The 19,086-nt window shown below is 53.2% G+C and carries 36 protein-coding genes; 4 read left to right on the forward strand and 32 right to left on the reverse strand.

Translation table 11 applies throughout. The features are described from left to right. Positions 1-73 precede the first annotated feature (73 nt). The 20 genes from BN871_RS03365 to BN871_RS03455 all read right to left on the reverse strand — a co-directional run bounded on the left by BN871_RS03365 (position 74) and on the right by BN871_RS03455 (position 8,892). Complete coding sequence (locus BN871_RS03365) at positions 74-523, reverse strand: hypothetical protein (RefSeq protein WP_048744513.1); 450 nt, start codon at positions 521-523, stop codon at positions 74-76. Next, on the reverse strand, positions 520-693 hold the full coding sequence (locus tag BN871_RS27395; RefSeq protein ID WP_021880965.1) for a hypothetical protein: 174 nt from the start codon (positions 691-693) through the stop codon (positions 520-522). Before BN871_RS27395 ends, BN871_RS03365 begins: the two co-directional genes overlap by 4 nt. A 79-nt stretch (positions 694-772) precedes the next feature. Continuing rightward, positions 773-1,327, reverse strand: a complete 555-nt coding sequence (locus BN871_RS03370; protein WP_021880964.1) for a hypothetical protein — start codon at positions 1,325-1,327, stop codon at positions 773-775. Then, entirely contained in the window at positions 1,324-1,467 is a 144-nt protein-coding gene (locus BN871_RS27400) for a hypothetical protein (protein ID WP_021880963.1), read from the reverse strand. The genes BN871_RS03370 and BN871_RS27400 overlap by 4 nt, the downstream gene beginning before the upstream one ends. 11 nt (positions 1,468-1,478) lie before the next feature. Beyond that, a complete protein-coding gene (locus BN871_RS03375) occupies positions 1,479-1,733 on the reverse strand; it encodes a hypothetical protein (RefSeq protein ID WP_021880962.1) in 255 nt (84 codons plus the stop codon). Continuing rightward, complete coding sequence (locus tag BN871_RS03380; protein WP_048744515.1) at positions 1,733-2,086, reverse strand: hypothetical protein; 354 nt, start codon at positions 2,084-2,086, stop codon at positions 1,733-1,735. The genes BN871_RS03375 and BN871_RS03380 overlap by 1 nt, the downstream gene beginning before the upstream one ends. Then, positions 2,076-3,380 carry a DnaB-like helicase C-terminal domain-containing protein gene (locus BN871_RS03385; RefSeq protein ID WP_048744517.1) on the reverse strand — a complete coding sequence of 435 codons (1,305 nt, stop codon included), beginning with the start codon at positions 3,378-3,380 and terminating at the stop codon, positions 2,076-2,078. Before BN871_RS03385 ends, BN871_RS03380 begins: the two co-directional genes overlap by 11 nt. Next, the gene (locus tag BN871_RS03390) at positions 3,380-3,649 is read right to left on the reverse strand and encodes a hypothetical protein (RefSeq protein ID WP_021880959.1); all 270 of its coding nucleotides are present in this window, start codon (positions 3,647-3,649) and stop codon (positions 3,380-3,382) included. Before BN871_RS03390 ends, BN871_RS03385 begins: the two co-directional genes overlap by 1 nt. A 2-nt stretch (positions 3,650-3,651) precedes the next feature. Further along, complete coding sequence (locus tag BN871_RS03395) at positions 3,652-4,470, reverse strand: DUF4373 domain-containing protein (RefSeq protein ID WP_021880958.1); 819 nt, start codon at positions 4,468-4,470, stop codon at positions 3,652-3,654. A gap of 14 nt (positions 4,471-4,484) precedes the next feature. Then, positions 4,485-4,730, reverse strand: a complete 246-nt coding sequence (locus BN871_RS03400) for a hypothetical protein (protein WP_157060188.1) — start codon at positions 4,728-4,730, stop codon at positions 4,485-4,487. Between the two features lie 294 nt (positions 4,731-5,024). Next, positions 5,025-5,447 (reverse strand): hypothetical protein, encoded by a 423-nt coding sequence (locus BN871_RS03405; RefSeq protein ID WP_048744519.1) that lies wholly within the window; start codon positions 5,445-5,447, stop codon positions 5,025-5,027. Next, positions 5,447-5,848: a single-stranded DNA-binding protein gene (gene ssb, locus BN871_RS03410; protein WP_048744521.1), complete on the reverse strand. Its 402-nt coding sequence runs from the start codon at positions 5,846-5,848 to the stop codon at positions 5,447-5,449. Before ssb ends, BN871_RS03405 begins: the two co-directional genes overlap by 1 nt. After that, positions 5,849-6,487, reverse strand: a complete 639-nt coding sequence (locus BN871_RS03415; protein ID WP_021880954.1) for an ERF family protein — start codon at positions 6,485-6,487, stop codon at positions 5,849-5,851. It abuts the gene before it with no gap. Further along, positions 6,480-7,028, reverse strand: a complete 549-nt coding sequence (locus BN871_RS03420; protein ID WP_048744524.1) for a host-nuclease inhibitor Gam family protein — start codon at positions 7,026-7,028, stop codon at positions 6,480-6,482. The genes BN871_RS03415 and BN871_RS03420 overlap by 8 nt, the downstream gene beginning before the upstream one ends. Before the next feature lie 192 nt (positions 7,029-7,220). Further along, positions 7,221-7,472 carry an AbrB/MazE/SpoVT family DNA-binding domain-containing protein gene (locus tag BN871_RS29565; RefSeq protein ID WP_048744527.1) on the reverse strand — a complete coding sequence of 84 codons (252 nt, stop codon included), beginning with the start codon at positions 7,470-7,472 and terminating at the stop codon, positions 7,221-7,223. 29 nt (positions 7,473-7,501) lie between these two features. Next, positions 7,502-7,702: a hypothetical protein gene (locus BN871_RS03435; protein WP_021880951.1), complete on the reverse strand. Its 201-nt coding sequence runs from the start codon at positions 7,700-7,702 to the stop codon at positions 7,502-7,504. Next, entirely contained in the window at positions 7,695-8,033 is a 339-nt protein-coding gene (locus tag BN871_RS26085; RefSeq protein WP_021880950.1) for a helix-turn-helix domain-containing protein, read from the reverse strand. Before BN871_RS26085 ends, BN871_RS03435 begins: the two co-directional genes overlap by 8 nt. Beyond that, the gene (locus tag BN871_RS03445) at positions 8,030-8,254 is read right to left on the reverse strand and encodes a hypothetical protein (protein WP_021880949.1); all 225 of its coding nucleotides are present in this window, start codon (positions 8,252-8,254) and stop codon (positions 8,030-8,032) included. Before BN871_RS03445 ends, BN871_RS26085 begins: the two co-directional genes overlap by 4 nt. Next, on the reverse strand, positions 8,251-8,502 hold the full coding sequence (locus BN871_RS03450; protein WP_021880948.1) for a hypothetical protein: 252 nt from the start codon (positions 8,500-8,502) through the stop codon (positions 8,251-8,253). The genes BN871_RS03445 and BN871_RS03450 overlap by 4 nt, the downstream gene beginning before the upstream one ends. A gap of 183 nt (positions 8,503-8,685) precedes the next feature. Continuing rightward, positions 8,686-8,892 carry a helix-turn-helix transcriptional regulator gene (locus BN871_RS03455; protein WP_157060189.1) on the reverse strand — a complete coding sequence of 69 codons (207 nt, stop codon included), beginning with the start codon at positions 8,890-8,892 and terminating at the stop codon, positions 8,686-8,688. A gap of 188 nt (positions 8,893-9,080) precedes the next feature. On the opposite strand from BN871_RS03455, the gene BN871_RS03460 reads away from it, so the two are divergent. Together BN871_RS03460 and BN871_RS03465 are read left to right on the forward strand one after the other, a co-directional pair. Beyond that, positions 9,081-9,455 (forward strand): helix-turn-helix domain-containing protein, encoded by a 375-nt coding sequence (locus BN871_RS03460; protein WP_048744532.1) that lies wholly within the window; start codon positions 9,081-9,083, stop codon positions 9,453-9,455. Between the two features lie 167 nt (positions 9,456-9,622). Further along, complete coding sequence (locus BN871_RS03465; protein WP_021882119.1) at positions 9,623-9,856, forward strand: helix-turn-helix transcriptional regulator; 234 nt, start codon at positions 9,623-9,625, stop codon at positions 9,854-9,856. 214 nt (positions 9,857-10,070) lie between these two features. On the opposite strand, the gene BN871_RS03470 is transcribed toward BN871_RS03465, so the two are convergent. The 11 genes from BN871_RS03470 to BN871_RS03510 form a co-directional block, all read right to left on the reverse strand. Next, positions 10,071-10,466 (reverse strand): LytTR family DNA-binding domain-containing protein, encoded by a 396-nt coding sequence (locus BN871_RS03470; RefSeq protein ID WP_048744543.1) that lies wholly within the window; start codon positions 10,464-10,466, stop codon positions 10,071-10,073. Positions 10,467-10,479: 13 nt separating this feature from the next. Further along, positions 10,480-10,614 (reverse strand): hypothetical protein, encoded by a 135-nt coding sequence (locus BN871_RS29570; RefSeq protein WP_021882117.1) that lies wholly within the window; start codon positions 10,612-10,614, stop codon positions 10,480-10,482. Further along, positions 10,611-11,138, reverse strand: a complete 528-nt coding sequence (locus BN871_RS03475; RefSeq protein ID WP_021882116.1) for an accessory gene regulator B family protein — start codon at positions 11,136-11,138, stop codon at positions 10,611-10,613. The genes BN871_RS29570 and BN871_RS03475 overlap by 4 nt, the downstream gene beginning before the upstream one ends. After that, positions 11,139-11,768 (reverse strand): hypothetical protein, encoded by a 630-nt coding sequence (locus BN871_RS03480; RefSeq protein ID WP_021882115.1) that lies wholly within the window; start codon positions 11,766-11,768, stop codon positions 11,139-11,141. It abuts the gene before it with no gap. Between the two features lie 6 nt (positions 11,769-11,774). Next, positions 11,775-12,074, reverse strand: a complete 300-nt coding sequence (locus BN871_RS03485) for a hypothetical protein (protein WP_048744545.1) — start codon at positions 12,072-12,074, stop codon at positions 11,775-11,777. Positions 12,075-12,166: 92 nt separating this feature from the next. Next, positions 12,167-14,527 carry a hypothetical protein gene (locus tag BN871_RS03490; RefSeq protein ID WP_048744547.1) on the reverse strand — a complete coding sequence of 787 codons (2,361 nt, stop codon included), beginning with the start codon at positions 14,525-14,527 and terminating at the stop codon, positions 12,167-12,169. Next, positions 14,524-15,207: a M23 family metallopeptidase gene (locus tag BN871_RS03495; RefSeq protein WP_048744549.1), complete on the reverse strand. Its 684-nt coding sequence runs from the start codon at positions 15,205-15,207 to the stop codon at positions 14,524-14,526. Before BN871_RS03495 ends, BN871_RS03490 begins: the two co-directional genes overlap by 4 nt. A gap of 5 nt (positions 15,208-15,212) precedes the next feature. Then, positions 15,213-15,674: a hypothetical protein gene (locus BN871_RS03500; protein WP_048744550.1), complete on the reverse strand. Its 462-nt coding sequence runs from the start codon at positions 15,672-15,674 to the stop codon at positions 15,213-15,215. A gap of 112 nt (positions 15,675-15,786) precedes the next feature. Continuing rightward, positions 15,787-15,930, reverse strand: a complete 144-nt coding sequence (locus BN871_RS27405; RefSeq protein WP_021877622.1) for a hypothetical protein — start codon at positions 15,928-15,930, stop codon at positions 15,787-15,789. A 14-nt stretch (positions 15,931-15,944) separates the two neighbouring features. Continuing rightward, positions 15,945-16,202 (reverse strand): hypothetical protein, encoded by a 258-nt coding sequence (locus tag BN871_RS03505; protein ID WP_021877621.1) that lies wholly within the window; start codon positions 16,200-16,202, stop codon positions 15,945-15,947. Beyond that, a complete protein-coding gene (locus BN871_RS03510) occupies positions 16,186-17,007 on the reverse strand; it encodes a ParM/StbA family protein (RefSeq protein WP_021877620.1) in 822 nt (273 codons plus the stop codon). Before BN871_RS03510 ends, BN871_RS03505 begins: the two co-directional genes overlap by 17 nt. Positions 17,008-17,180: 173 nt before the next feature. Here BN871_RS03510 and BN871_RS03515 point away from each other — a divergent pair, with 173 nt between their 5' ends. Next, positions 17,181-17,414 (forward strand): hypothetical protein, encoded by a 234-nt coding sequence (locus BN871_RS03515; protein ID WP_048744553.1) that lies wholly within the window; start codon positions 17,181-17,183, stop codon positions 17,412-17,414. Positions 17,415-17,476: 62 nt separating this feature from the next. Next, the gene (locus tag BN871_RS03520; protein ID WP_021877619.1) at positions 17,477-17,713 is read left to right on the forward strand and encodes a hypothetical protein; all 237 of its coding nucleotides are present in this window, start codon (positions 17,477-17,479) and stop codon (positions 17,711-17,713) included. Here the strand turns inward: BN871_RS03520 and BN871_RS03525 are convergent. Then, positions 17,657-18,889, reverse strand: a complete 1,233-nt coding sequence (locus BN871_RS03525) for a CofH family radical SAM protein (protein ID WP_232312788.1) — start codon at positions 18,887-18,889, stop codon at positions 17,657-17,659. The genes BN871_RS03520 and BN871_RS03525 overlap by 57 nt on opposite strands. Positions 18,890-19,086: the final 197 nt, after the last annotated feature.

Consider the following 19,086-nt stretch of genomic DNA (forward strand, 5'->3'; position numbering starts at 1 on the left):
ATTTGTCGCGTGAACACTGGCCCGGATCCTTGGCTCGACAACTCTGCTTTGTAACTCCGAATCGGAGTCCCCATCATTTCTGCCCTCGACTCTGAAATTGCGGATAGAGGCTCCATTGAATCTTCAAATCCTCTGCCGCCTTCTTTATGGCACCAGGCTTAATGCGATAGGCCATTCCGATTTCGGTGTGCCGCATGCCTGCCTGGTAGTGCAAGATCAGATTGTCTCGGCTAAGAGTCTTCTTGCCTCCGCCAATCTTCTCGAGCTCGACTTCTTTCAGGTCGCCTTTTGTGTTGCTGCGGCTGACGCGCTCTATCGTCTCTCTGATCTTCGCTCTGTACTCAGGATTAGAGCCGAGGAGAGTAGATGCTTCAGCATTGGGAGCCGGATATGTGGACCAGTGGGCATCTATTTCTTCGCGGGACCAGATCGTCGTCTTGCACTCGCTGGCGAGGTTGGGGCGTTCTCGACTTGCATCCGGCCGGGGCATCGGCCTGTGTCCGCGGGTCCCGAAGTCGCTCATCGCGGCAACCTCACCGCCTTCTTGTACTCCACACGGCCGTTCGGCAGCTTTCGCCGGCGATGGATCTCTTCCGCCACCGCATGCTTGTCTAAGGCAGTAGCCATCGGGTCATCGTAGAGGATTACATAAAGTTGAGCGCGGCTTGCCTTGCGAAAATCAGGTTCAATCACAGCTCTCCCTCCTAAAAATGAGAACACTCGTTTGGTCTAATGGGCGTAAGAGGCCCCTGCCGAGCGGGATGCGCGGCATTTATCTGGTTTTTTTCTTTTTTTCAACCGGGGGATTTTTCATTGCTTGGAGCACTTCGAGTTGGTAGGAGTAGTAGTCCCCGTCGTGGATATCTTCTGCGCCGCTGAGCCCTCTTGCAATTTGGGCAAGCACGTAAGCGTCTCGGACGTTGTCGCTAGGGTGTTCGAAATTCCAAAGCCTCAGGATGGGGATAGTCATGTTATCTTTGGTCGTGTTGCCTTTGCCTGTGGCGAACTTCTTCACTTGGCTCGGTGTCGGCTCCCAGAAGCTAAGTCCCACACTAAGAAGTTCATACCGTATAGCGTATCCTACCCCGTATTGCGTACTGACACCTTGACCTTGAGACCCGTAGGAAAATCCCTCGATAGAGATGACACTCCCTGGCGGTACAAAACTCACGATCTCGCGCCCGTATTCCTTCATCTCCTTGGCAGTGGACTTTATGCCCCGTTCCAACTGGATTTCTTTCCGGAAGATGTCGTTGCCATCCTTGTCCAAGATGACGATCCCCGTTTTGGTCGATGGGTCAATTCCCACCGCATGGGTGTAAATCATTTGCCCTTCCGCCTCCTCTGTTTCTCAATTCGATCCCATAGCAGCTCCTGGACCGTGAACACCTCGGCCAGTAGTCGGCCATTATCGTCATAGATGATGTCGTAGGGAATGTCTTGCATGATGGGGTCAACCCTTGGCATAGCCTGACCTCCTAGAAATTCATTTTCACTTGTCCAGGTATCATGCCGGCTCGATTGGGATCCGCTTCGGCGGGCTGTGCTTCGGGATCAAGGTAATCGTGTCCATGGATCGCAACTCGGATATGCCTGCGGTACTCTTCAACTAGGGCATCGTACTTCTTGTGAGCCGCCGGTAACCTCTTGTCTCCCGACGGAAGCGATTCGATGAACTCGGCTCCCTTGACGATTCTGACGTGGAGATCGGCATAGTACTGATCATCCTGCATCAGCCCCACTCCTCTGCCTTAAAATCGTCCAGCAGCCGCGTGAGAGTCTCAACGTTGCGCTCCATCTGCTCCCGCTCGTGATCCATAAGCCCTCCAAGATCAAGCGCGAGCTGCTGCAGGTTCCGGTGCCAAAAGTGATACTGGTAATCCTCTTCCGACTCGATGTCACGGACCAACATCGTTTTCCTCAGCAGCAGATGCTCGAAATCCTTGTCCGCCATGTTGTCGATGATCGCGTCCAGGTTGTCGATTAGGTAGTCCTCATAGGCTTGGGAAGCCTGACCACCTTTTACCGCAAGCCGGCTCATACGGAGCGTAATTGACTTGTACTCCTCTCGGATATCATCTTTCATCCGACGGAATCTCCGTGATGTACATCCGATCCTTCACAAAGCTGCACCAGATCGTGCCACCCTTTTCGCCGCGGCGGACCTTCTTGTTCGTAATCTTGTGCGTCGCTCCGACCGGACAGGTATTGATCTCTTCCTTGCCAACCGGACCAAAGAAGAACATCCCGTCAGCTTCGTTCGCCATCGACTTAGCGCCCTGCAGCTTACCTTCCTCGTTGAGTTGCGCGATGAGGATGACGCAGGCGTTGATTTCTTGCGCCAGGCGTTTGCAGTTTCGGGAGATGTCCCGCATAACCTGCCACTCCTGCTTGCCGCCAGGGGATTCAAGCTCCATGCGGCCGACATAGTCGATGACCAAGAGGTCCAACTTGCCGTATCGCGTCTTGAACTGGCGGGCCAAACCGCGGCTGCGCTCCGGTGTCAGGATGGGCAGGCTGGAGATGTAGACCCTCGACTGCGCGAAGGTATCGAACTCCTTCCGCACTGCCTCCAATTCGGCACCCTGCAGCGTGCCGCCGTATATCCCGCGGAAGGACTTTCCGGACATCTGCGAGATGAAGCGAAAGACCATTTCATCCGGGTTCATCTCTGTGTTTTGGTAGTAGGTCTGGAAATTCTGATGGATGCTCGCATGCCTCACCAGATTCTGAGCCAGTGCTGTCTTTCCCTCACCAGTCTCTGCTGCAACGATGATGAGGTCTCCGCCCTTCAGTCCGCCCAGTGCTTCATCAAGGCTCGGGAAGCCGTCTGTGCCTGGCACGCCATTCCGCGCGGTAGGTCGGGAGAGCTTTACGCCGTGAATCTTCACAGGGGCTGCCTGGCGCCGCTCGAATTCTGCTTTGGCTCGCATGCCGGCCTGCTGCGGCGGAATAATCTGATCGGCTGACTCAAGGTTACCGGCCATCAGGATCCGTTCCTCTACCAGCTCTCTGATTTCTGAGACCGGCCGTTCCGATCGACAGAGGTCTTGGATCGCCTTGGCCGCGTTCCAGTAGTTCCGACGAGCCTGCTGATCGCACAAAGCATTGAGCCAGTAGCCAAAGCTGCTGTCAGCTACAGCCGTACCGCGCAGCTCCAGAAGCTTTTCTGAATCCGGTCGGTTTCGTAGCTGCTTGTAGATGATAGGGAAGTTCGGAGGGGATTCCTGCGCCAACTTAGCGGTAAGCTCGTAAGCCTCTCGAAGAATCGGTTCCTGAAAATGATCGGAGCTCAGAACGGCCAGACCGTCGTAAAGCATATTCTCCGAAGCCAGCATGCCGGCAAGCACGTAAACTTGCGTCTGGATGTCTGCTGCCATTACGCCCCTCCTCGCATGTCATCCGGCAATTCAATTGGCTTGATCTTATCCGGGTCAAAGTCGTTTCTGTAAAGCTCCAGGATGTCGGCCGGCATTGGAGCGAATCTGCTAGATTCGAAATGTCGGAACAGATATTTTTCAGCATCTGCATATGACATCTTGTCGCCTATGACACGCATCCAGACTTTCACCTTTCCCTTTGTAACCGGCTGATTAGGAGCGGTCTCTGCCACAAGCTTCAGCAGTTCATTTACTTCAGCAGCGGTCATTCTCAAAAGAGTCCTCCTCCTTCCAGTTCCTGCAGTTCATCTGCGCTCAGCGAAGTCTTAACCCCAGGCTTCTGAGTCTTCATCTCGCGGCGACGCTGATCCGAGCGAATCCAATTTCGAATGGACAGATTGTGATCCGCTTTTATTTTTGAAGGTTTAGATTGGTTTTGAACGTGGTAATCGCTCAACTGGTTGATCCAGTACTGAGTCTCTTTCAAACCGAAGTCATTGACGAGGCGGTCATGTTCTTCTTGAGAGAGGAACACTATTTCAGCGAATTGGAGTTTCCCCTTAGGGGGACTATAGGGGGATCTTTTATTTCCTTTACTTTCTTTTACTTTACTTTCCTTTAATGCATCGCTTTCGCATGAACTTCGCATAGAATCTGATGCGTTCGCATCACTTTCGCATTTTTCGTTTTCGGTTGATTCTGAAGATTCCTTATCTGGCGCGGCTTCCCGGCTCCATCTCGCATTTGCTGAATTCCTGGCTTTCTCAGATTTCTTCTCTTTCTTCTCCATTCTCCGAAGTAGCGACTCGCTCCAGAAGGATGTTCCATCTGACTTGAAGAGTCCGAATTCTTCGATACAGTCCTTGATAAAATCCTGCGCTTCTATGCATTCGCATTGCATTTGGGATGCGAACGCATGAAAGGCGTACTTCGATTGCATATCAAGTCTGTACTCATCCGATTCCCTCATCATCTCGACAAGAATCCAATACCACCCGTATCCCTTAGGGCCGTATACCCCACGCATAGCGGTAACCTTTGGATCGTGACGAGCGTTGCTGTCATGGGAGAAGTAATAGGCGTCCTTCATCTCTCCTCACCCGTTCATGATGATCTGATAAGCTGCCTCAATGCACCAGCTGCTTCGGTTACGCTCAAAATGCTGCTCTCAAGAATTTGCGCCGTTCGTTCGATCATTCTTCGGTCCTTTGCTTCCTGAAGCTCTTCTTCCAGTGCTGCGATATGAGACAAGAGTAGTTCGACTGTGTTTCGGGTATACCTTCGCTCGCCCATTTCCAAGCTCAGTTGTAGACCTTTCATAGCCATCGGCGGCATTCGTTTTCCATTCACCCTCCATCACCTCCATAGAGTCGTTTGCGGAATGTTTCTGCCCATTCCTTGCCTGCCCTGCTATAGTCCACCCACCAGTGGCATGTCCCGGAGTTGACCGAGGGTCCACAGAGCATTGCTACATCGCGCTCGGTTGTCTCCTCCAGCGTCCAGCGCCGGACTAAATGAGCGCATTGCAGCATCCAGGCATCGCGCCGGCCGCATCGTTCACAGCGTCCTCCGGCCCTCTCGGCAGCCTTAGCGTATACCGCGGGGCTTATCTGTCCTCGCTGCTTGGCGGTCTTCTTCGCCCGCTTATGGACGGGCTTGGGGGCCGGATTGAATCCGAACATAGTCGGCACCTCCGTCAGCGAAGTCGATTTTCATCTTGAGCTTGAGAGCGTGGATCTCTTCTTGGGTAGATGCGAAGGCATTGCGCCATCGGTTCATGTATTCATAGGCTTGGGATTCTTCGTCGCGGATGTGCTTGATCGCTATTTCTGCGTTTGCGGAGCGTGGGGGCTTGGCTTCTTTCTCCGCAAGGGCTTGCTCGTATTTGCGGCGGGCGTAGGTTCGTTTGTATTCGCCGTCGAAGTGGCTGGAGAGGCGGCCGATATATGTGAGGCATTTTGCGAGATAGAAGACTTTGTCGATAAGTGCAGCCGGGTTATCCTCTGGCAATTGGTCGGCTAGTTTGCGCAGGCGGATGATCTCGCCCAGGTGTTGGTCGATATCCATCAGAACGGAAGGTCGTAATCGCTGATGTCTACTGACTCGCCATCGTCGCCCAATGGATCTTTCTTAGGACTGCTGCTCGAGTTCTTGTCTTTGTGCTCAAGGAATCGTACGTTGTTCGCGATGATCTCAGTGACGTACACCTTTCGGCCATCTTTCTCATAGCTGCGGGTCTGGATTCGGCCCTCGACTGCTACCAGCATCCCTTTGACCGTATAGTTCGCAACCGATTCAGCCTGCTGCCGCCAAACAACGATTGGGATGAAATCAGCTTCTTTCGCCTTGTCCTTTCCAACCGGACGGTCGACAGCCAGGGTGAATTTTGCGTTAGCGATACCGGTTGGCGTGTAGGAGAGTTCCGGATCCTTAGTCAATCTTCCGACAAGGACGCAATTATTTAACATCTATTTCCCTCCATTCTTCTTCACGAGCTTCTCGGTCAGCCAAGTCTCGATTGCAGCATCATCCATGCTCTTGTCGAGGCATTTGGCATACCAGTCTTTCATTCCATCGGGCTTGCCGTAAAAGGTCGTGTACTTGGCTGCGATGACCGAGGGGACAGTGATACTGTTGAGGTACTCTTCACGCTTGCGGCGCTCTGCTTCTTCTTTTTCCCGCTCTGCGGCCTGCTTGGCGTCGAGCTCAGCGCTGCTGATCTTATCGGGGTCTTCACCTGTCGGGATCGCGAATGTCCGGAGCAGGAGGTATTTGTAAGCATATGTCATTGCTTTGCCGACTCCCTTGTCCTGCGTGTCAGCGCCAGTACCACTGGAAGCGAGGATTTCATACTCACCGGTTTCGATGTCGACAATCTTATATTCCGTGTCGACGGTAGTCAGCGTGCCGTCGCGCTTGTGATCCTGCTTAACCGGAAGGATGATAAGACCATGGCGGAGAAGGCTTTCCCGGACCGTACTTGTTACCTTCTCTTCGCTGATAGCCTTATACTTGGTCTCCTTGAAGGCGATATTGTCATCCTTTGAGAGATACCGAACCTCACCCATGACCTTGCTGATTTTCTGATAGAGGGCCGGTTTACTCACGAGGTTCCACCACCAGTTTGTCGGGTTGAACGATGACCTGGACCCCCTCCAGGACTGAACCCGTTTCCGGATCAACCACGAGCCCATCCTTCACCGCAACACGCTTCTTGAGTTCGACTTTGTTTGGTTCTTCCTTCACTCGAATCAACTCCGTAAGGCCGGAAGAGCGTAAGCTGTCCAGCAAGGCAGCATCGTCATACTCCCACTTGTCCTGCTGCTTCTTGAAGGCTACCGATCCATAAGGCGTGGTGAACTTTTTGAATTTCGGATCCTGATCCCGCTGCCGGTAAGCATATTCACTCAGCAATCCATTGAAGTAAGCGGTCGAGTCATCAAGCGACGTGCTCTCCCACTCCAGCCATTGCTTGATACGCTTCATTTCTTGCTCGGCCAAGGCTTTGATTTCATTACGCTTGGCTTCAATCGCGGAAAGTTTGCGGAGAGCCCAGTTCGCTTCCTCAACGGTGTTCACCGAAAAGCGCTGTGGTTGCTCCTTGATTTCTTCAATGTCCAGCAGTTCAGCAGCCTGCAGTTGGTTCATTCTGATCAGCTCCTTTGAAGGGATCGTCTTTCTCATAAGGGGATAGGCCGGCATCGATCATGAAGATTCGGTTTACTTTGGAGAAAGTGTTGAAGGGGACTCGGTCATCAGCGTTTACTGCGCCGAATATTCGTTTCAAGCAGTCTTCATAGTGAGCACACTTCTGCTCCAAAGTCATATTGGAGACATGCATTAGGATCCAATTCCCTGTTGTAAACTTCGAACGCATTCCCGGCAAAGATGCTTTTCTCCAATCCTGCGGTGAACGGTCTGACTGCCGCAGAAATTGCAACCCGGACTATACTTGCGAAGGATGATTTTGTCTCCGTCTACAAAGATTTCAAGAGGATCCTTTTCACTTATTTCCAACGTGCGGCGCAGCTCCATCGGGATAACGATCCTTCCGAGCTCATCGATTTTACGGACAATACCTGTTGCTTTCATATTTTTCACTCCCACATTAGATTTTGGTTTTACAGTGCAGTGACGTCTGATGCGCCGATCGATTCAGCCAAGCATCGCAGCGAGCAGTAATGATCGGCCCCATGCTTCCAAATCTTCTGGCCGGCATAGATTGGCTTCGAGCATTCAAGATTCTCGCACTCGCTGATCGGCTCCGGCTGGTGCTCCTGCGGATCCGGAAGTCCCTGTGCAAAGCGGTCAAGGCTAGGCATGCTGCGTCTCTCCTTTCAACCGGGCTTCAAGCGCATCGATTTTGGCTTTCAGTTCTGCCTGGATCGCCGGGCAGGGTTCGTCCAGCCATTGCATAAAGAGCCGCTGACGTTCGATCTTCCGATCCAGCAAATAGTCCACCGTGACGTTTAGTGCGTCTGCCATAGCGGCAATCGTCTCCAGGTCAGGCTCTCTCCTGCCCATTTCGTAGTGGCTGAGGCTAGCCCGGGAAACTTTCATTTTTGTTGCAGCAGCTTCTTGTGTCCATCCCAGACGCTCCCGGATGTTAGAGATTCGTGCGCCGACTCGCACTTTCATTGATGTGCTGCTCATGCTGCGTTCCCTGCCTTTCTAAGGTCGGATTCAAGGTCTGCAATTTCTTTGTCGAGCCAGCATTCCGCGGCCTCCAGGATGATTCCGGAGCGCCGAAAGGCTCTCAGCTTGGCGATGTGCCGAACCAATTCGGCTCTCTCATGCAAGGGCATTGGCTGCCTCCGCAAAAACTGTGCGAAACGGATCGATTCTTGATCAAATATTCCTTCTTCAATGGTCATATCAGCGTCGCCTCCAGATCTTCGATCTGCTTGCAGATATCCATGTGCCATTCGGTATCGCCTGCTTCGTAAGCGAGCTGGGAGAGATTCTTAAGCTCGTCCATTTTGCGGACCAGGCGAAGATTCTCCTTCAGCAGAGTCACGAGCTCCAAGCGTTCTTCCCTCGTCATTGCCAGATCGCCGTTTTGCTCCAGGCGGTAATTGGTCAACTCCGCCAGACGTCGATGCGTCCTGCTTATCGCTATCATCAGAATCAACTCCTGGTTTCGAGATGGCATTGAGAAACGCGATAAAGTCCAACCCTCTGTTATTCATAGTGCGAATTCCTTTCGACGGAAAATTACCAAATGAATACAGTTCGGGTATTGCGGAATATAAGACAAAGCCTTATACTCATTTCAGAGGGATTCTCATAAAATGAGACTTAATTCTCAAAAAAAAATGTTTGGTTCAACTTCAAGGCCTTTCGTACATATCGCTTCAAAATCTTCAGCGCGGATCGGTACATAGCCAGACATAAGATGATAGAAACGCTTGCGATTAATACCAGAACGATCGGCAACGCGGTTCAGGATAAGGCCTTTGGCATCGATATAAGAACGGATGCGCTTATGCATGGGTACCGGTTCAGCTGCCACCAACTTGGCACCTCCTTCCTTGGACTCAAGCTTGTTGGAAAGCTTGGACCGATTTGGTAACCCTAATATAATTCTCATATAGCGAGATTGTCAACACTTATTTCTCATTTTCTGAGAATAAAATCTTGGACTATCGGATATACTTCTCAAATGTGATATGATCGGATCGATGAAGGAGGCTTGTAATTATGCTGCCTATACATGCGCAAAGGCTTAGCGAAGCCCGTAAAAACAAGAGACTCACGCAAGTGGAAGTGTCTAAAAAGACCGGAATAAACAACAAGACCCTGAGCCATTATGAGCAGGGCAAGAGCAAGCCGGATCTCGACATTCTGAAGAAGCTCTGTGATTTGTATGAGGTAACCACGGACTGGGTCTTAGGCAATACGAACAACCCTTCAGTGGAACTTAATGCGGATCAGCGCTCTGTGTCCCAAGCCGTGCAGCTGGGTGATTTGGAGAGCTTCATGAAAACGGAGATCTACATCGGAGAACGTCTCGTCAGCGACGAGGAGAAGAAAAAATTGTTTGAACTAGCGAAGATTGTTCTTTCAGATCGGTAGCCACATTGCCGATAAAAAGATTATCCAGCAATTCAGGTTTGGCAACTGCTTGCAGAAAATCTTTGAAGTCGATTTTCATATGTATGGCCCCTTTGCGTTCTGTTATTTGGATTATATACGAACGAATGTTCTTGTTACAACCAAAAACTTCATAGCGGAGGAACTAAATGGCGGCGCTTCGACTCGGGAGGTGCCTGTTGCGTTTACGCCGAGAAGAGGCGGACAACATGTCCCAGGAAGAACTTTCGCGCCGGCTTGAAGCTCTAGGAGTACATATTTCGCAGACGAAGATATCAGCCATCGAGACAGGCAAGCGGATCATGGATGCTCTCGAGCTCAAGGCTTGTTCGGTCGTTCTGAAATGTGACATGGAAGACCTTTACGAATTCACCTCTCGTTAACCCCCCGCAACAGGCGAGCAGATTAGCTGCTCCCCACCAGTCGATTCCACCCACAAGCCCCTTGAAACTGATATGTCAAGCACTTCCATCTGATTCCATTTTGCCTCCTATCATAAATAAAGTAAACACATGTTCGCGGTCACGAACGGAGTCTCTCTTCGCTATTATTCGACAGAAAAAATGCAAAAAAAAAGAAGCCGCTCTTCGCAGCCCCTTAGTGGATCCAGCTCAACAACTTCGACTTAATTTGAAATTCTCTACGTTCCTTCTCCTGTCCCAGAAGCTTCACGATCTGCTTATAACAAGGATCGGAAAACTCGCAAGACATGTCTTGTTCCCCAGGATTCGTAACAAAGAAGGCTCGCTTGAACTGGTGATCAATGTGCTTTATCAGCCGAAGGTTTACGATTTTGTCACGGTCCGCCTGCACAAATCCATGTGGCTTTAAAGCTCCGATCCAATACTGACAAGCCCCATTGACATATGATTCATCGTGCTCCGTATAAACCTTCATCGACTTGCCTCGATCCACCTGCAGGAATCTTACCTGATCAAGTGGAATTGCCATTGCCCCACTTTTCCCCGTTCTATCTCTAGTAACGGTGAGCATACGAATCAACCCCTTATTTCAATAGTTCAGCGGGAGTCGGTTCTTGGTGTACGAAAAGCCAGCTGCCATACGTTTCGACGAGCGCTACAGTCATCAGGCTAAGCGCAGATGCCATCATGTACGTTGCATATTTGAGTTTCGTTTTCATGATTCTTCACCTCCTTTCAGGCGAATCAGTGTCAAAGCCTGCACGAAGAATGCCATGGCCAACACGGGTTCGTTGAAGGTGAGGTTCGCAAGAATGAAAATGACTGAGGCCGCTTTACACGCTGGATAGAGAGACTTAGGTATTTTCGACTGTTTCTCGATCCTTGATGGTGCGTAAGCCAACGCCAGGCCAGCAGCAGCCAGCGTAAGAATGGTTGTCCAAACTGATGAAAGGCTCGTCATAGAGATTAACGTCATCAAACATATACTGGTTGCAATGCAGAGCAAACCGGATTTTAAATGTATTCCACCGGATATCTGACGCAGAACGGCGAACCCCGCCATTGCCATAATCGCGCCACCGACATGATCGGTAAGCTGCGCCACCAATAAAGTGCCTAGAATAATTGAGAAAGTATTGATCAAAAAGGATATGCCATACGACAGCACGGCTACACTTGAAGGATGCTCCGGAACGGTGTCTTTAATCTTGGTTGCCAGTCTTGTTGAAAGACTCTGAATCATTTAGCCCTCCTCATTTTCCTTCCGAATTGCGTAAATCAGGGATACCACCAATGCGAAAGCGAAGAGCAAGAAGATGATGGGAGCATGCTTGAAGTAAAGCATAACGGCCAGCCAAACCAGCAGAATGGAGATGATTAGAATGATCAACATCTGCTCCCAGCGCTTTCTATGGGGAGCAAAATCGAATGAGAAGCCGTAACCAAATTTGTAGGCTAGCCAAGAGATGTATGTACCGATGAAGCCTGTAATTGTTTGCAAAAGGTAGCCCTTGGTTGCTACGGTTTGAACCTCATTAATGGAAAGGTATCCGAACGACAGCAAGACAACCGTTACCTGGATCAAGCCAAATGCAAAGTAGCCGGACACCCCGACGACCATCGCCCAAAGGATGGGAACTCGAACAATCAAGGCCATGAAGAGGATTGTAAAGATGATGTTAATGATTGGATTTAGGTACGAGTAATCAGGTTCATAGCTCAACCCGTAACCAAACAAATTCAGCAGTGTCACGATTCCAAGAACTGGCCAAAGGTATCGTTTTAAATTATACCGGAATGCATAAAGCGTAATTGCGTAGACCGAAAATCCCTCGATCGTGGAAAACAGCATGTACAGCAGGAACTCTCCCATCCAACTTCACCCATCCCCATCTTCTTTTTTGACACCCTGCTTTATTGCGCGGTAGTCATAAATCTCTGATTCGAGCCAAAACGGACGGGTTCCAATCTGGGTGAAGGGCTCGGGGAAAAACTTTGTCTTTCGTGCATGGCTCAGGTTTTTGATGCTGATTTCCAAGACGTCGCATGTCTCGGTGGCGTTAAGCAATTTCGGCATCTTGGCTTTTTGTAGTTGTTCAATTTCTGCCAACAATTCCTCTATCGCCTCGCCCATCTCTCCACCTTTCTCTGCGAGCTCACGATACTTCCGTAGGTCCATTGGAGTAATCACCTCCGTAATCAAAATATAAGAGTTTGTCTTATAAAATACAAGAGTTTGTCTTATATAATCTCAAAAAGAATAAGCCTGCGTCAATGGGCAGGCTTTACAGGTCTGGGAAGTCGCGTTATGAATCTAGCATATCCTTCCTGATTTTTTATGAGATTGAGAGAATGGTACCGCGGCAGCTTGAGCAGATCCTCCTCCTGGTATGGGTGAAGCTCCGATGCCAGCTCCGAATAGTTCTTTTTGTCGCAGCCACTGATGAGCATGTAGCTCGCGTTGGCAGACCGCAGCTCCTCGCGGATATGCTTGATCTGGTTGAGATAGTGGGCCGAGATGATCGGCTTGAGCCCAAACTTGGCGTACTGGCTAAGTTTGCTGCGCATGAACTGCTCAGTGTGCTGGACCTGATAGAGCTCGTCGACAACCAAGTTGACCTTGACCATCTTGGACCGGTCACCGCCGAGCCGCTTGCTGCGCATTTGCAGCGCAAGCCAGATTTTCGTGCTCCAGTAGGTCGTATAGACATCGCGCTCCGAATCCGTGCCAAACATGTCGGACGGCATGCGGATGCAGATCAACTGGTTACGCTGCATCTCTGTGACCAAGTCGACGTTGCCAGCGGTGCCCTTATCGAGCATCCGTTCCATATATGCGTTTTGCTCCAATTGATTCAAGCGGTCGATGATCCCGACGACATACGTCTCTTTGGTGCCCACGACGGCGCCGCCGCCCTTCTCTCGTTCATCCAGCTCGCCGAGTGACCGGATGTATTTGCGGAGGTTGTCACGCTGGGCAGCTGGCACGGCCTTGATGAGGCGTTCACGGGTCTCGTGATCCTGCAGGCAGTCAAATACGTCCCGGACGCTGCCGCCGCTGATAAAGGCCACCAAGGCGGCGCTGACCAGGTATCGCTGCATCTTGGCGGACAGTTTGGTCTCTTCGGCATTGATGGAGTTGACCAGCGTCAGCAGCTGCGTCGTCTGCTTCTTGGCACCGTCGTAAGCCTCGAACGGATCGGCACTCTTGCCGACCTCATTGTAGCCGATGCCTTGCAGCCGGCGCGGGTCCGCGCAGTCGATGACGAGCGTCTTGTCGCGTGGGATCGCTGCGGCAACCTCCCTCGACAGCTCACACTGTCCAACAAAGTCAAAGATGATGACGCACTCCCCGGCGGCGATGGCGTCACGGCTCAGGTTGCCGATAAGCGTCGACTTGCCAGCCCGCGTTGGCCCGATCAGCACGGTCGTGAGGTTTTGGTACTCCCGATCGGTCGACAGGAAGGCGGCTTGCTCGTGCCCCCTGTAGGTGTTGGTTCCGATGCACATGACGCCTTGCTTGAGATCGTCGGGGACCTCCGTCTCCTGTGTCTCGACGCGCTCTATAAAGTTGTACCGCTCGAGCACGTCACGTCCGGCCAAGGCAATAAAGTTTTGAGCCTCCTCGTCGCCGATTTTGTTGCGGCCGGCACGGATGTCTCTAGCCGTCATGTTGAGCTGCCGACGGAATGGGCGGTACTGCAGCCGATTGTCCTCGCTCACCGTATCAAAGGACTGCGCCAGGCTCCGAGCCGCGTTGCGCTGCCGCATGCCGTCTGCGCTCTCGGCCATGACTACAATCTGCGTGTCGAGGACAGTTGCCGTGGCCTTTTTGCTCGTGCTCTCCGACACTCTACGCGCCCCGTTGAGCCGATCGAGCAGTGCGTCCATATATTCGCCGCCCCCGGACGCTCCGGACGTCTTGCGGCCGCTGCCGAGCGCCTCGCCGATCTCCTTAAAGATGACGTTGCCGGCAGCGAGCAGATATTTCAGCGCGTAGGCCGTGCCCATCTTGTTGCGGTCCACCGGTAGCCGGCGGTTGACCTTGTCAATCGTGGCACGGTACAGATGCCGCCAACTGATTTGGCTGCCGGGCAAGAAGTTATAGAAGACCCCGAGCCGGTCGCCTTCCTCCAGCAGCTCCACGGCATTCAGGTTGCTGTTCAGCAGATCATTGGATCGCCGATCGACGGCAAGGCTCAAGGCATCTTCCTTCTCATAAATCAGTTCGTAGCGTGTGGCCCCCTCGCCGAATGCCGGCAGCTCCTTCACCTCCTCGATCGTCACCTGCCCCCAGACGTCCGACATTTTCTCGCTCAGATATGCCAAGTGTGGCCGCGGCACGATGAAGAAGAACTCCACCTTGCGCTGCTCCATGTAGATGTAATAGGAGACTTTGGCCGGCAGCGTCCAGCTGTACCGCGTGCCGACTACGAAGTCCCGACCGAGCGCCTTGATGGTGCGCTGCTCCTCCGCCTTTATGTTAGCCAAGGCGCCCTTGTAGAGCGCAGCGATTGCGCGGGCGATCTTATGTGTTCCCTGGTTACGGACGGCATTGTTTGGCTTAATGCGCAGGTAGGCATACTCCGGCTTGATGACCTGCAGCAGCTGCGTAAATGGAATGCCTTTCATCGGCTCAGCCCTCCTCCGAGCAGTCGGATAAGAGAGTACGCCCCGAAGACCAACCCGGACCAGCGGTAGCCGTCTCGTAACCCCAGCGCGCCCAGGATGATCAGGACGCTGCAGCCGATCAGGCCGATGCCATAGCTCAGGTCGACGAGCACGCCTGCGGCCTCGCTGAGCCAGTGAATAATGTGCTCGCGGGCGCCGTGCGCGACATGCTCCGCAGCATGATCCACGACCTTGTCAGCCACCCAGCCCGCCGGCCCCTTGATGCCGAGAATGGACGGTCCGGCAATCTCCCCGCTATACCGCTGCAGGTCCGGAATCAGGCCAGTCGGATCAGCAAAGCCGCCATCCTTGATCAGCCCAAAGTGGAGATGTGGACCGCTGCTGTGTCCGGTGTTGCCGCTCATGCCAAGGAGCTCGCCGGGGAATACCCGCTCGCCAGCATGCACCGCGACGCTGTCCATGTGGCCGTATACGTGCAGCTCGCCGCTATCTGTCCGGACAATGACGCCGCGGCCGATGTTGTCGGCCCCATGATTGACGACCCGCTCCACGGTGCCGGACGTGATACTGTGCAGCTCCGTCCCCTGCGGCATTGCCAGATCGACACCATGGTGCTCCCGGCCGCCGCGGATCTCCTCGAGGACGCCGTATTCGGAACTGACGCGAAATTTCATCGGCATGCTGCTCACATCCCCTCGAAGAGAAGCTCGACTTGCCCAAACGCCCAGGGTAGCCCAAGTAGGATCGCATAGACCATGAGGTAAGCGAGTCCGGACTTGCGAGCCTGAACAAAATCTCCCTGCACCGTCGCCTGGATTGTGTCGAAGGCTCCTTTAATGATGATGACCCACTTTCCAATGCTGATGAGCTTATGGTAGAGCTTCTGAGCACCGACATCCAGAACGAGCCCGGAGGCGTCACTGGCCGCGAAGACTTGATGCAATCCGCCGGCGCCAAGCAGCACCATGATCGTTATCGCGCCAATCCGGTAGATAAGCTTGTGCCGCTCAACGTGCTCCACGACGATCGTTGCGCCGGCCTGAAGCCGCTCAATGAGCAGGCGCCGGGTCCGCTCCGGTATGGCTGATGCCGCCGCCGGGCGCAGATCAACCCGGTAGCCGGTTGGCCGCATGGTTAAAGTCGCCATAAAATATCCTCCTCGCAATTAGTGATGTACTGGCATCTTTTCGGAGCCCGCCGCATATGCTGAGGGTAAACCGCCCGCAGCGCCCTAGCCGGACTCTGCCTTGGCGGTTTTTCTATTTCCGGCCAGCCCGCAGCAGCCACACGACCGCCCGACCCGGGCTGATAATGAACGCCCAAAAGTCCTCGATGACCTCCATGCGCCTCTGCTCTTCTGCCGCCAGCTCCGCCGGGTCCTTACCGTTAATGATCGTCTTCATTCCGCTCGCCTCCCTCATACAAAGGCTGCCGCAGCGCTGTATGCCAAATCCCTTGGCTCAACTGGCTCGCTGGCTTTTGCCGGCCGTAGCACCGCTCCCTTGGCTGGGATTGTCACAGTCACCAAGCCGCCTGCCGCATCCATATCCCTCTGGATCAACCGCTTGAGATAGCCTGAGCGGTTTTTTCTCGTCTTCACCCAGTCAAGCATCGCTGCTTGATCTGGATCAAGGACGTTAAAGCAAACCGGGACTTTTTCAATCTGTTTGCCCATTCGCATACAGCCCCTTCGCGATCCGATAAAAAGCGTCGACATTGGCGTACTCACTCATCCCGGGCTTGAGCAGCTGCGCCGACCCGAAATACTTCACCAGCTCGCGCTGCAGAGGGTCTGCTCCGCCTCCACACAGATAGACTGTGTCTTGGCTGCCCCAACCCTTGTTGACCGCGTAGGCGGCAATCTGGCGGGCAAATGAGTCTAGGTCAGGGTTGCGTCGCGTCTCCATCCCCGTCACCAGCGTAAAGCTCTCCAAATCCTTATACCGACCGTCCAGCAGCGTGCCGTAATTGACCGTCCCGCTACCGATGTCGATGACCCTTACTTGCCCCTTGGTACCCGCCAGCAAGCCGGCAGAGACGCCTTCAGCGGCCACCTCGCAGCGGTTGATCGTAATGACCTTACGCCGGCCATTGATTGTAATCTCGTGCTCGCCGATCAGCAGCTTTTTGATGAGTTCCTTTTGTCCCTTGGTGTGAGTGCCGATCGGCTGCCCCACTACGATGTCATGCTCTGGCCCCGCCGCGTACTGGTGGAGCGCGATTAGGACGCGCAGGCGGGCTTCCGGGTGCGCTTTACTGTCCCCTTTGAGGGAGTCGGCCATCTGGCTTTCATGTAGCGCCAGCGTGCCGGCAAAGCCCCGTCGACCATCGTAGGCCCAATCATAATCGTGCTCGCCGTGCTGCTGCTGCAGGTGTCGCTCCCGCCAGTCGTAGCCGATTGCGCTGGGAAACTGCCTAAACTGCCGACCGTCGTACAACTTAACCGCGGATCCGCCGGCGTCGATGCCAATGATGCTCATGCTGTCATCCCCTCCGTTACATCACCCGTGACGTCACCAGGCGGCTGCCGGATGCTGTCGTTGCGTCACTGGTTATGTCACTAGCCTATGGGGATGGCTTGGGTGAGTTTCTTCAACTGCTGAATATTTTTTTCAAAGATTGTCCACCCTGCTGATAGGAGGCGGTGGGCATTATGTTTGGAATCGGGAAGAAAAGATCGGCTTTCGGGAGCTATCTGGATAAGCATGGGATAAAGCAAGATGAGGTTGTTTCAAAGTCTGGGGGATTGAGCAGGAATGCAGTCTCACGGCTTTGTGATGGAGACCAAGACCATGAAAAGCTTCAAGTAAGAACAAAGTCGATGGCTATTTCTGCATTACGAAAAATGGGGCACGACGTTCGCCCAGAAGATTTTTGGAGTTTTTGAGGCATAGGAAGATTCGGGGCGTATATGCTATAATCAAACCAAAATTTTCTAGGAGGACCATAATGGAACCTCAAACGGATTGGCAAAAGCGTAGCGCTGCAGAAATTGTCGCTGAGAACCGGAAGTCATCCTTGAATTTCTATTCGGTCATGGCATGGGTAGTCCCGATCGTCGGCTTATTATTCAGCTTCTTCACAAGCATCGACGTCCTTCTCATCGGCATAGGCTTTGGTGTAGTCATCTCAGCTCTCGGCAAAATCGTCAGCGCCATTTACGATAAGCAGTACAATATCCGATAACGCAAAAAAATCCCCCACCAGCCGCGAGGCCAGTGGGGGATTTCGTTTATTCGACGGGAATGCCAGCGCACACGCGCAAAGAATTTGCCATCTGATTAAAGCGGCTGGGGTCTCTGCCCTCAGCTTTTGCTTTAAGCCATGCCGGCGACAGCCAGTTGTAGATGATCTCCTGAGCGTTACTCTTGAGCAGCCCGGCTCCCGCCGCCGCGGCGCGAACGTTGGCCGCCAGACGCTCGAAGTGTCCAGCTTCCTCGCGCAGCCCCTGCCGATCTCCGGCCCCATCGTCACCCAGCTCGCCTGCATGTTCGGGATGTTGTCCAGCATGATCCGGTTGATGGCCACCATTTTGAGGTATTCTTCCGGCTTGGATTTCTCCCGCTTGAGGTTCGTATTGTCCGGCTGGAACGGCCACGTAATGAAGGCCAGGAAGCCGGGAGAAGGATATCCGAGCGCCTTGCACTCGTCCTGCGCTTCGCGGACGCGAAGCATATGCAGGGCCCGCTCCTCCATCGATTCCCCGAATCCGTACACCATCGTCGCCGTCGTGTTCATGCCGTTGCGCCAAGCCGCCTTCATCGTATCCATCCAGTCGGTCCAGGAGCCCTTCAGGCGGCTGATCTTGCGGCGGGTGCGGTCGTCCAGAATCTCGCCGCCGCCGCCCGGCAAGGAATCGAGTCCCGCCTCATGCAGTTTCAGCAGCGTCTCGTCCAGCGACAAGCCGGAGAGCACCTTCATCTTCTGGATTTCCGCCGGCGAGAAGCTGTGCATGGTCACTTCAGGGAAACGGTCCTTGATCTTGCGCAGAATATCGAGATAGTACTGGAAAGGCAGATCGGGGTTGACCCCTCCCTGCATCAGAATCTCGTCGCCGCCGACATCGACCGTCTCCTGGATTTTCTGCAGGATCGTCTCGTCCGGCAGCACATAGCCTTCCTTCGAGCCCGGAGGGCGGTAGAAGGCGCAGAAGCGGCAGTATACGTCGCAAATATTGGTGTAATTGATGTTGCGTCCGATGTTGAACGTCACGATCGGCTCGGGATGCCTGCGCACCATGAGCTCATTTGCGACTCGTCCCATTTTCTCGATTTCGTCCGATTCCAGAAGCACGATGCAGTCCTCGAGACTGATTCTCTCTCCCTGCAGCGCCTTATCCAGCACGCGGTCCACTTGTTGCATCCGGCAGCCTCCTCTATGCAAGCCAGGTCGTTCCCGGCCGTAATTGTTCCCGATTTCACAAAGTACGTTCCTATTTTCACAACCTAATCCTAACATGAACTAGGCCCCATCGTCACTCTCCAAAAAGACGACGAATCTCCAGCTACGGTGAGAAGAAGAAGCTAAAAACCGGCTTGCAGCCTCAAGAACGCTCCACA

Source organism: Paenibacillus sp. P22 (assembly GCF_000469945.2).
Taxonomy (GTDB): Bacteria; Bacillota; Bacilli; order Paenibacillales; family Paenibacillaceae; genus Paenibacillus_O; species Paenibacillus_O humicus.

Coding starts and splice junctions, on each gene's coding strand:
- BN871_RS03365 (WP_048744513.1), bottom strand. CDS start 523: ATGAGCGACTTCGGGACCCGCGGACACAGGCCGATGCCCCGGCCGGAT.
- BN871_RS03370 (WP_021880964.1), bottom strand. CDS start 1,327: ATGATTTACACCCATGCGGTGGGAATTGACCCATCGACCAAAACGGGG.
- BN871_RS27400 (WP_021880963.1), bottom strand. CDS start 1,467: ATGCCAAGGGTTGACCCCATCATGCAAGACATTCCCTACGACATCATC.
- BN871_RS03375 (WP_021880962.1), bottom strand. CDS start 1,733: ATGCAGGATGATCAGTACTATGCCGATCTCCACGTCAGAATCGTCAAG.
- BN871_RS03380 (WP_048744515.1), bottom strand. CDS start 2,086: ATGAAAGATGATATCCGAGAGGAGTACAAGTCAATTACGCTCCGTATG.
- BN871_RS03385 (WP_048744517.1), bottom strand. CDS start 3,380: ATGGCAGCAGACATCCAGACGCAAGTTTACGTGCTTGCCGGCATGCTG.
- BN871_RS03390 (WP_021880959.1), bottom strand. CDS start 3,649: ATGACCGCTGCTGAAGTAAATGAACTGCTGAAGCTTGTGGCAGAGACC.
- BN871_RS03395 (WP_021880958.1), bottom strand. CDS start 4,470: ATGAAGGACGCCTATTACTTCTCCCATGACAGCAACGCTCGTCACGAT.
- BN871_RS03405 (WP_048744519.1), bottom strand. CDS start 5,447: ATGGATATCGACCAACACCTGGGCGAGATCATCCGCCTGCGCAAACTA.
- ssb (WP_048744521.1), bottom strand. CDS start 5,848: ATGTTAAATAATTGCGTCCTTGTCGGAAGATTGACTAAGGATCCGGAA.
- BN871_RS03420 (WP_048744524.1), bottom strand. CDS start 7,028: ATGAACCAACTGCAGGCTGCTGAACTGCTGGACATTGAAGAAATCAAG.
- BN871_RS29565 (WP_048744527.1), bottom strand. CDS start 7,472: ATGAAAGCAACAGGTATTGTCCGTAAAATCGATGAGCTCGGAAGGATC.
- BN871_RS03435 (WP_021880951.1), bottom strand. CDS start 7,702: ATGCCTAGCCTTGACCGCTTTGCACAGGGACTTCCGGATCCGCAGGAG.
- BN871_RS26085 (WP_021880950.1), bottom strand. CDS start 8,033: ATGAGCAGCACATCAATGAAAGTGCGAGTCGGCGCACGAATCTCTAAC.
- BN871_RS03445 (WP_021880949.1), bottom strand. CDS start 8,254: ATGACCATTGAAGAAGGAATATTTGATCAAGAATCGATCCGTTTCGCA.
- BN871_RS03450 (WP_021880948.1), bottom strand. CDS start 8,502: ATGATAGCGATAAGCAGGACGCATCGACGTCTGGCGGAGTTGACCAAT.
- BN871_RS03460 (WP_048744532.1), top strand. CDS start 9,081: ATGCTGCCTATACATGCGCAAAGGCTTAGCGAAGCCCGTAAAAACAAG.
- BN871_RS03465 (WP_021882119.1), top strand. CDS start 9,623: ATGGCGGCGCTTCGACTCGGGAGGTGCCTGTTGCGTTTACGCCGAGAA.
- BN871_RS03470 (WP_048744543.1), bottom strand. CDS start 10,466: ATGCTCACCGTTACTAGAGATAGAACGGGGAAAAGTGGGGCAATGGCA.
- BN871_RS29570 (WP_021882117.1), bottom strand. CDS start 10,614: ATGAAAACGAAACTCAAATATGCAACGTACATGATGGCATCTGCGCTT.
- BN871_RS03475 (WP_021882116.1), bottom strand. CDS start 11,138: ATGATTCAGAGTCTTTCAACAAGACTGGCAACCAAGATTAAAGACACC.
- BN871_RS03480 (WP_021882115.1), bottom strand. CDS start 11,768: ATGGGAGAGTTCCTGCTGTACATGCTGTTTTCCACGATCGAGGGATTT.
- BN871_RS03485 (WP_048744545.1), bottom strand. CDS start 12,074: ATGGACCTACGGAAGTATCGTGAGCTCGCAGAGAAAGGTGGAGAGATG.
- BN871_RS03490 (WP_048744547.1), bottom strand. CDS start 14,527: ATGAAAGGCATTCCATTTACGCAGCTGCTGCAGGTCATCAAGCCGGAG.
- BN871_RS03495 (WP_048744549.1), bottom strand. CDS start 15,207: ATGCCGATGAAATTTCGCGTCAGTTCCGAATACGGCGTCCTCGAGGAG.
- BN871_RS03500 (WP_048744550.1), bottom strand. CDS start 15,674: ATGGCGACTTTAACCATGCGGCCAACCGGCTACCGGGTTGATCTGCGC.
- BN871_RS27405 (WP_021877622.1), bottom strand. CDS start 15,930: ATGAAGACGATCATTAACGGTAAGGACCCGGCGGAGCTGGCGGCAGAA.
- BN871_RS03505 (WP_021877621.1), bottom strand. CDS start 16,202: ATGGGCAAACAGATTGAAAAAGTCCCGGTTTGCTTTAACGTCCTTGAT.
- BN871_RS03510 (WP_021877620.1), bottom strand. CDS start 17,007: ATGAGCATCATTGGCATCGACGCCGGCGGATCCGCGGTTAAGTTGTAC.
- BN871_RS03515 (WP_048744553.1), top strand. CDS start 17,181: ATGTTTGGAATCGGGAAGAAAAGATCGGCTTTCGGGAGCTATCTGGAT.
- BN871_RS03520 (WP_021877619.1), top strand. CDS start 17,477: ATGGAACCTCAAACGGATTGGCAAAAGCGTAGCGCTGCAGAAATTGTC.
- BN871_RS03525 (WP_232312788.1), bottom strand. CDS start 18,889: ATGCAACAAGTGGACCGCGTGCTGGATAAGGCGCTGCAGGGAGAGAGA.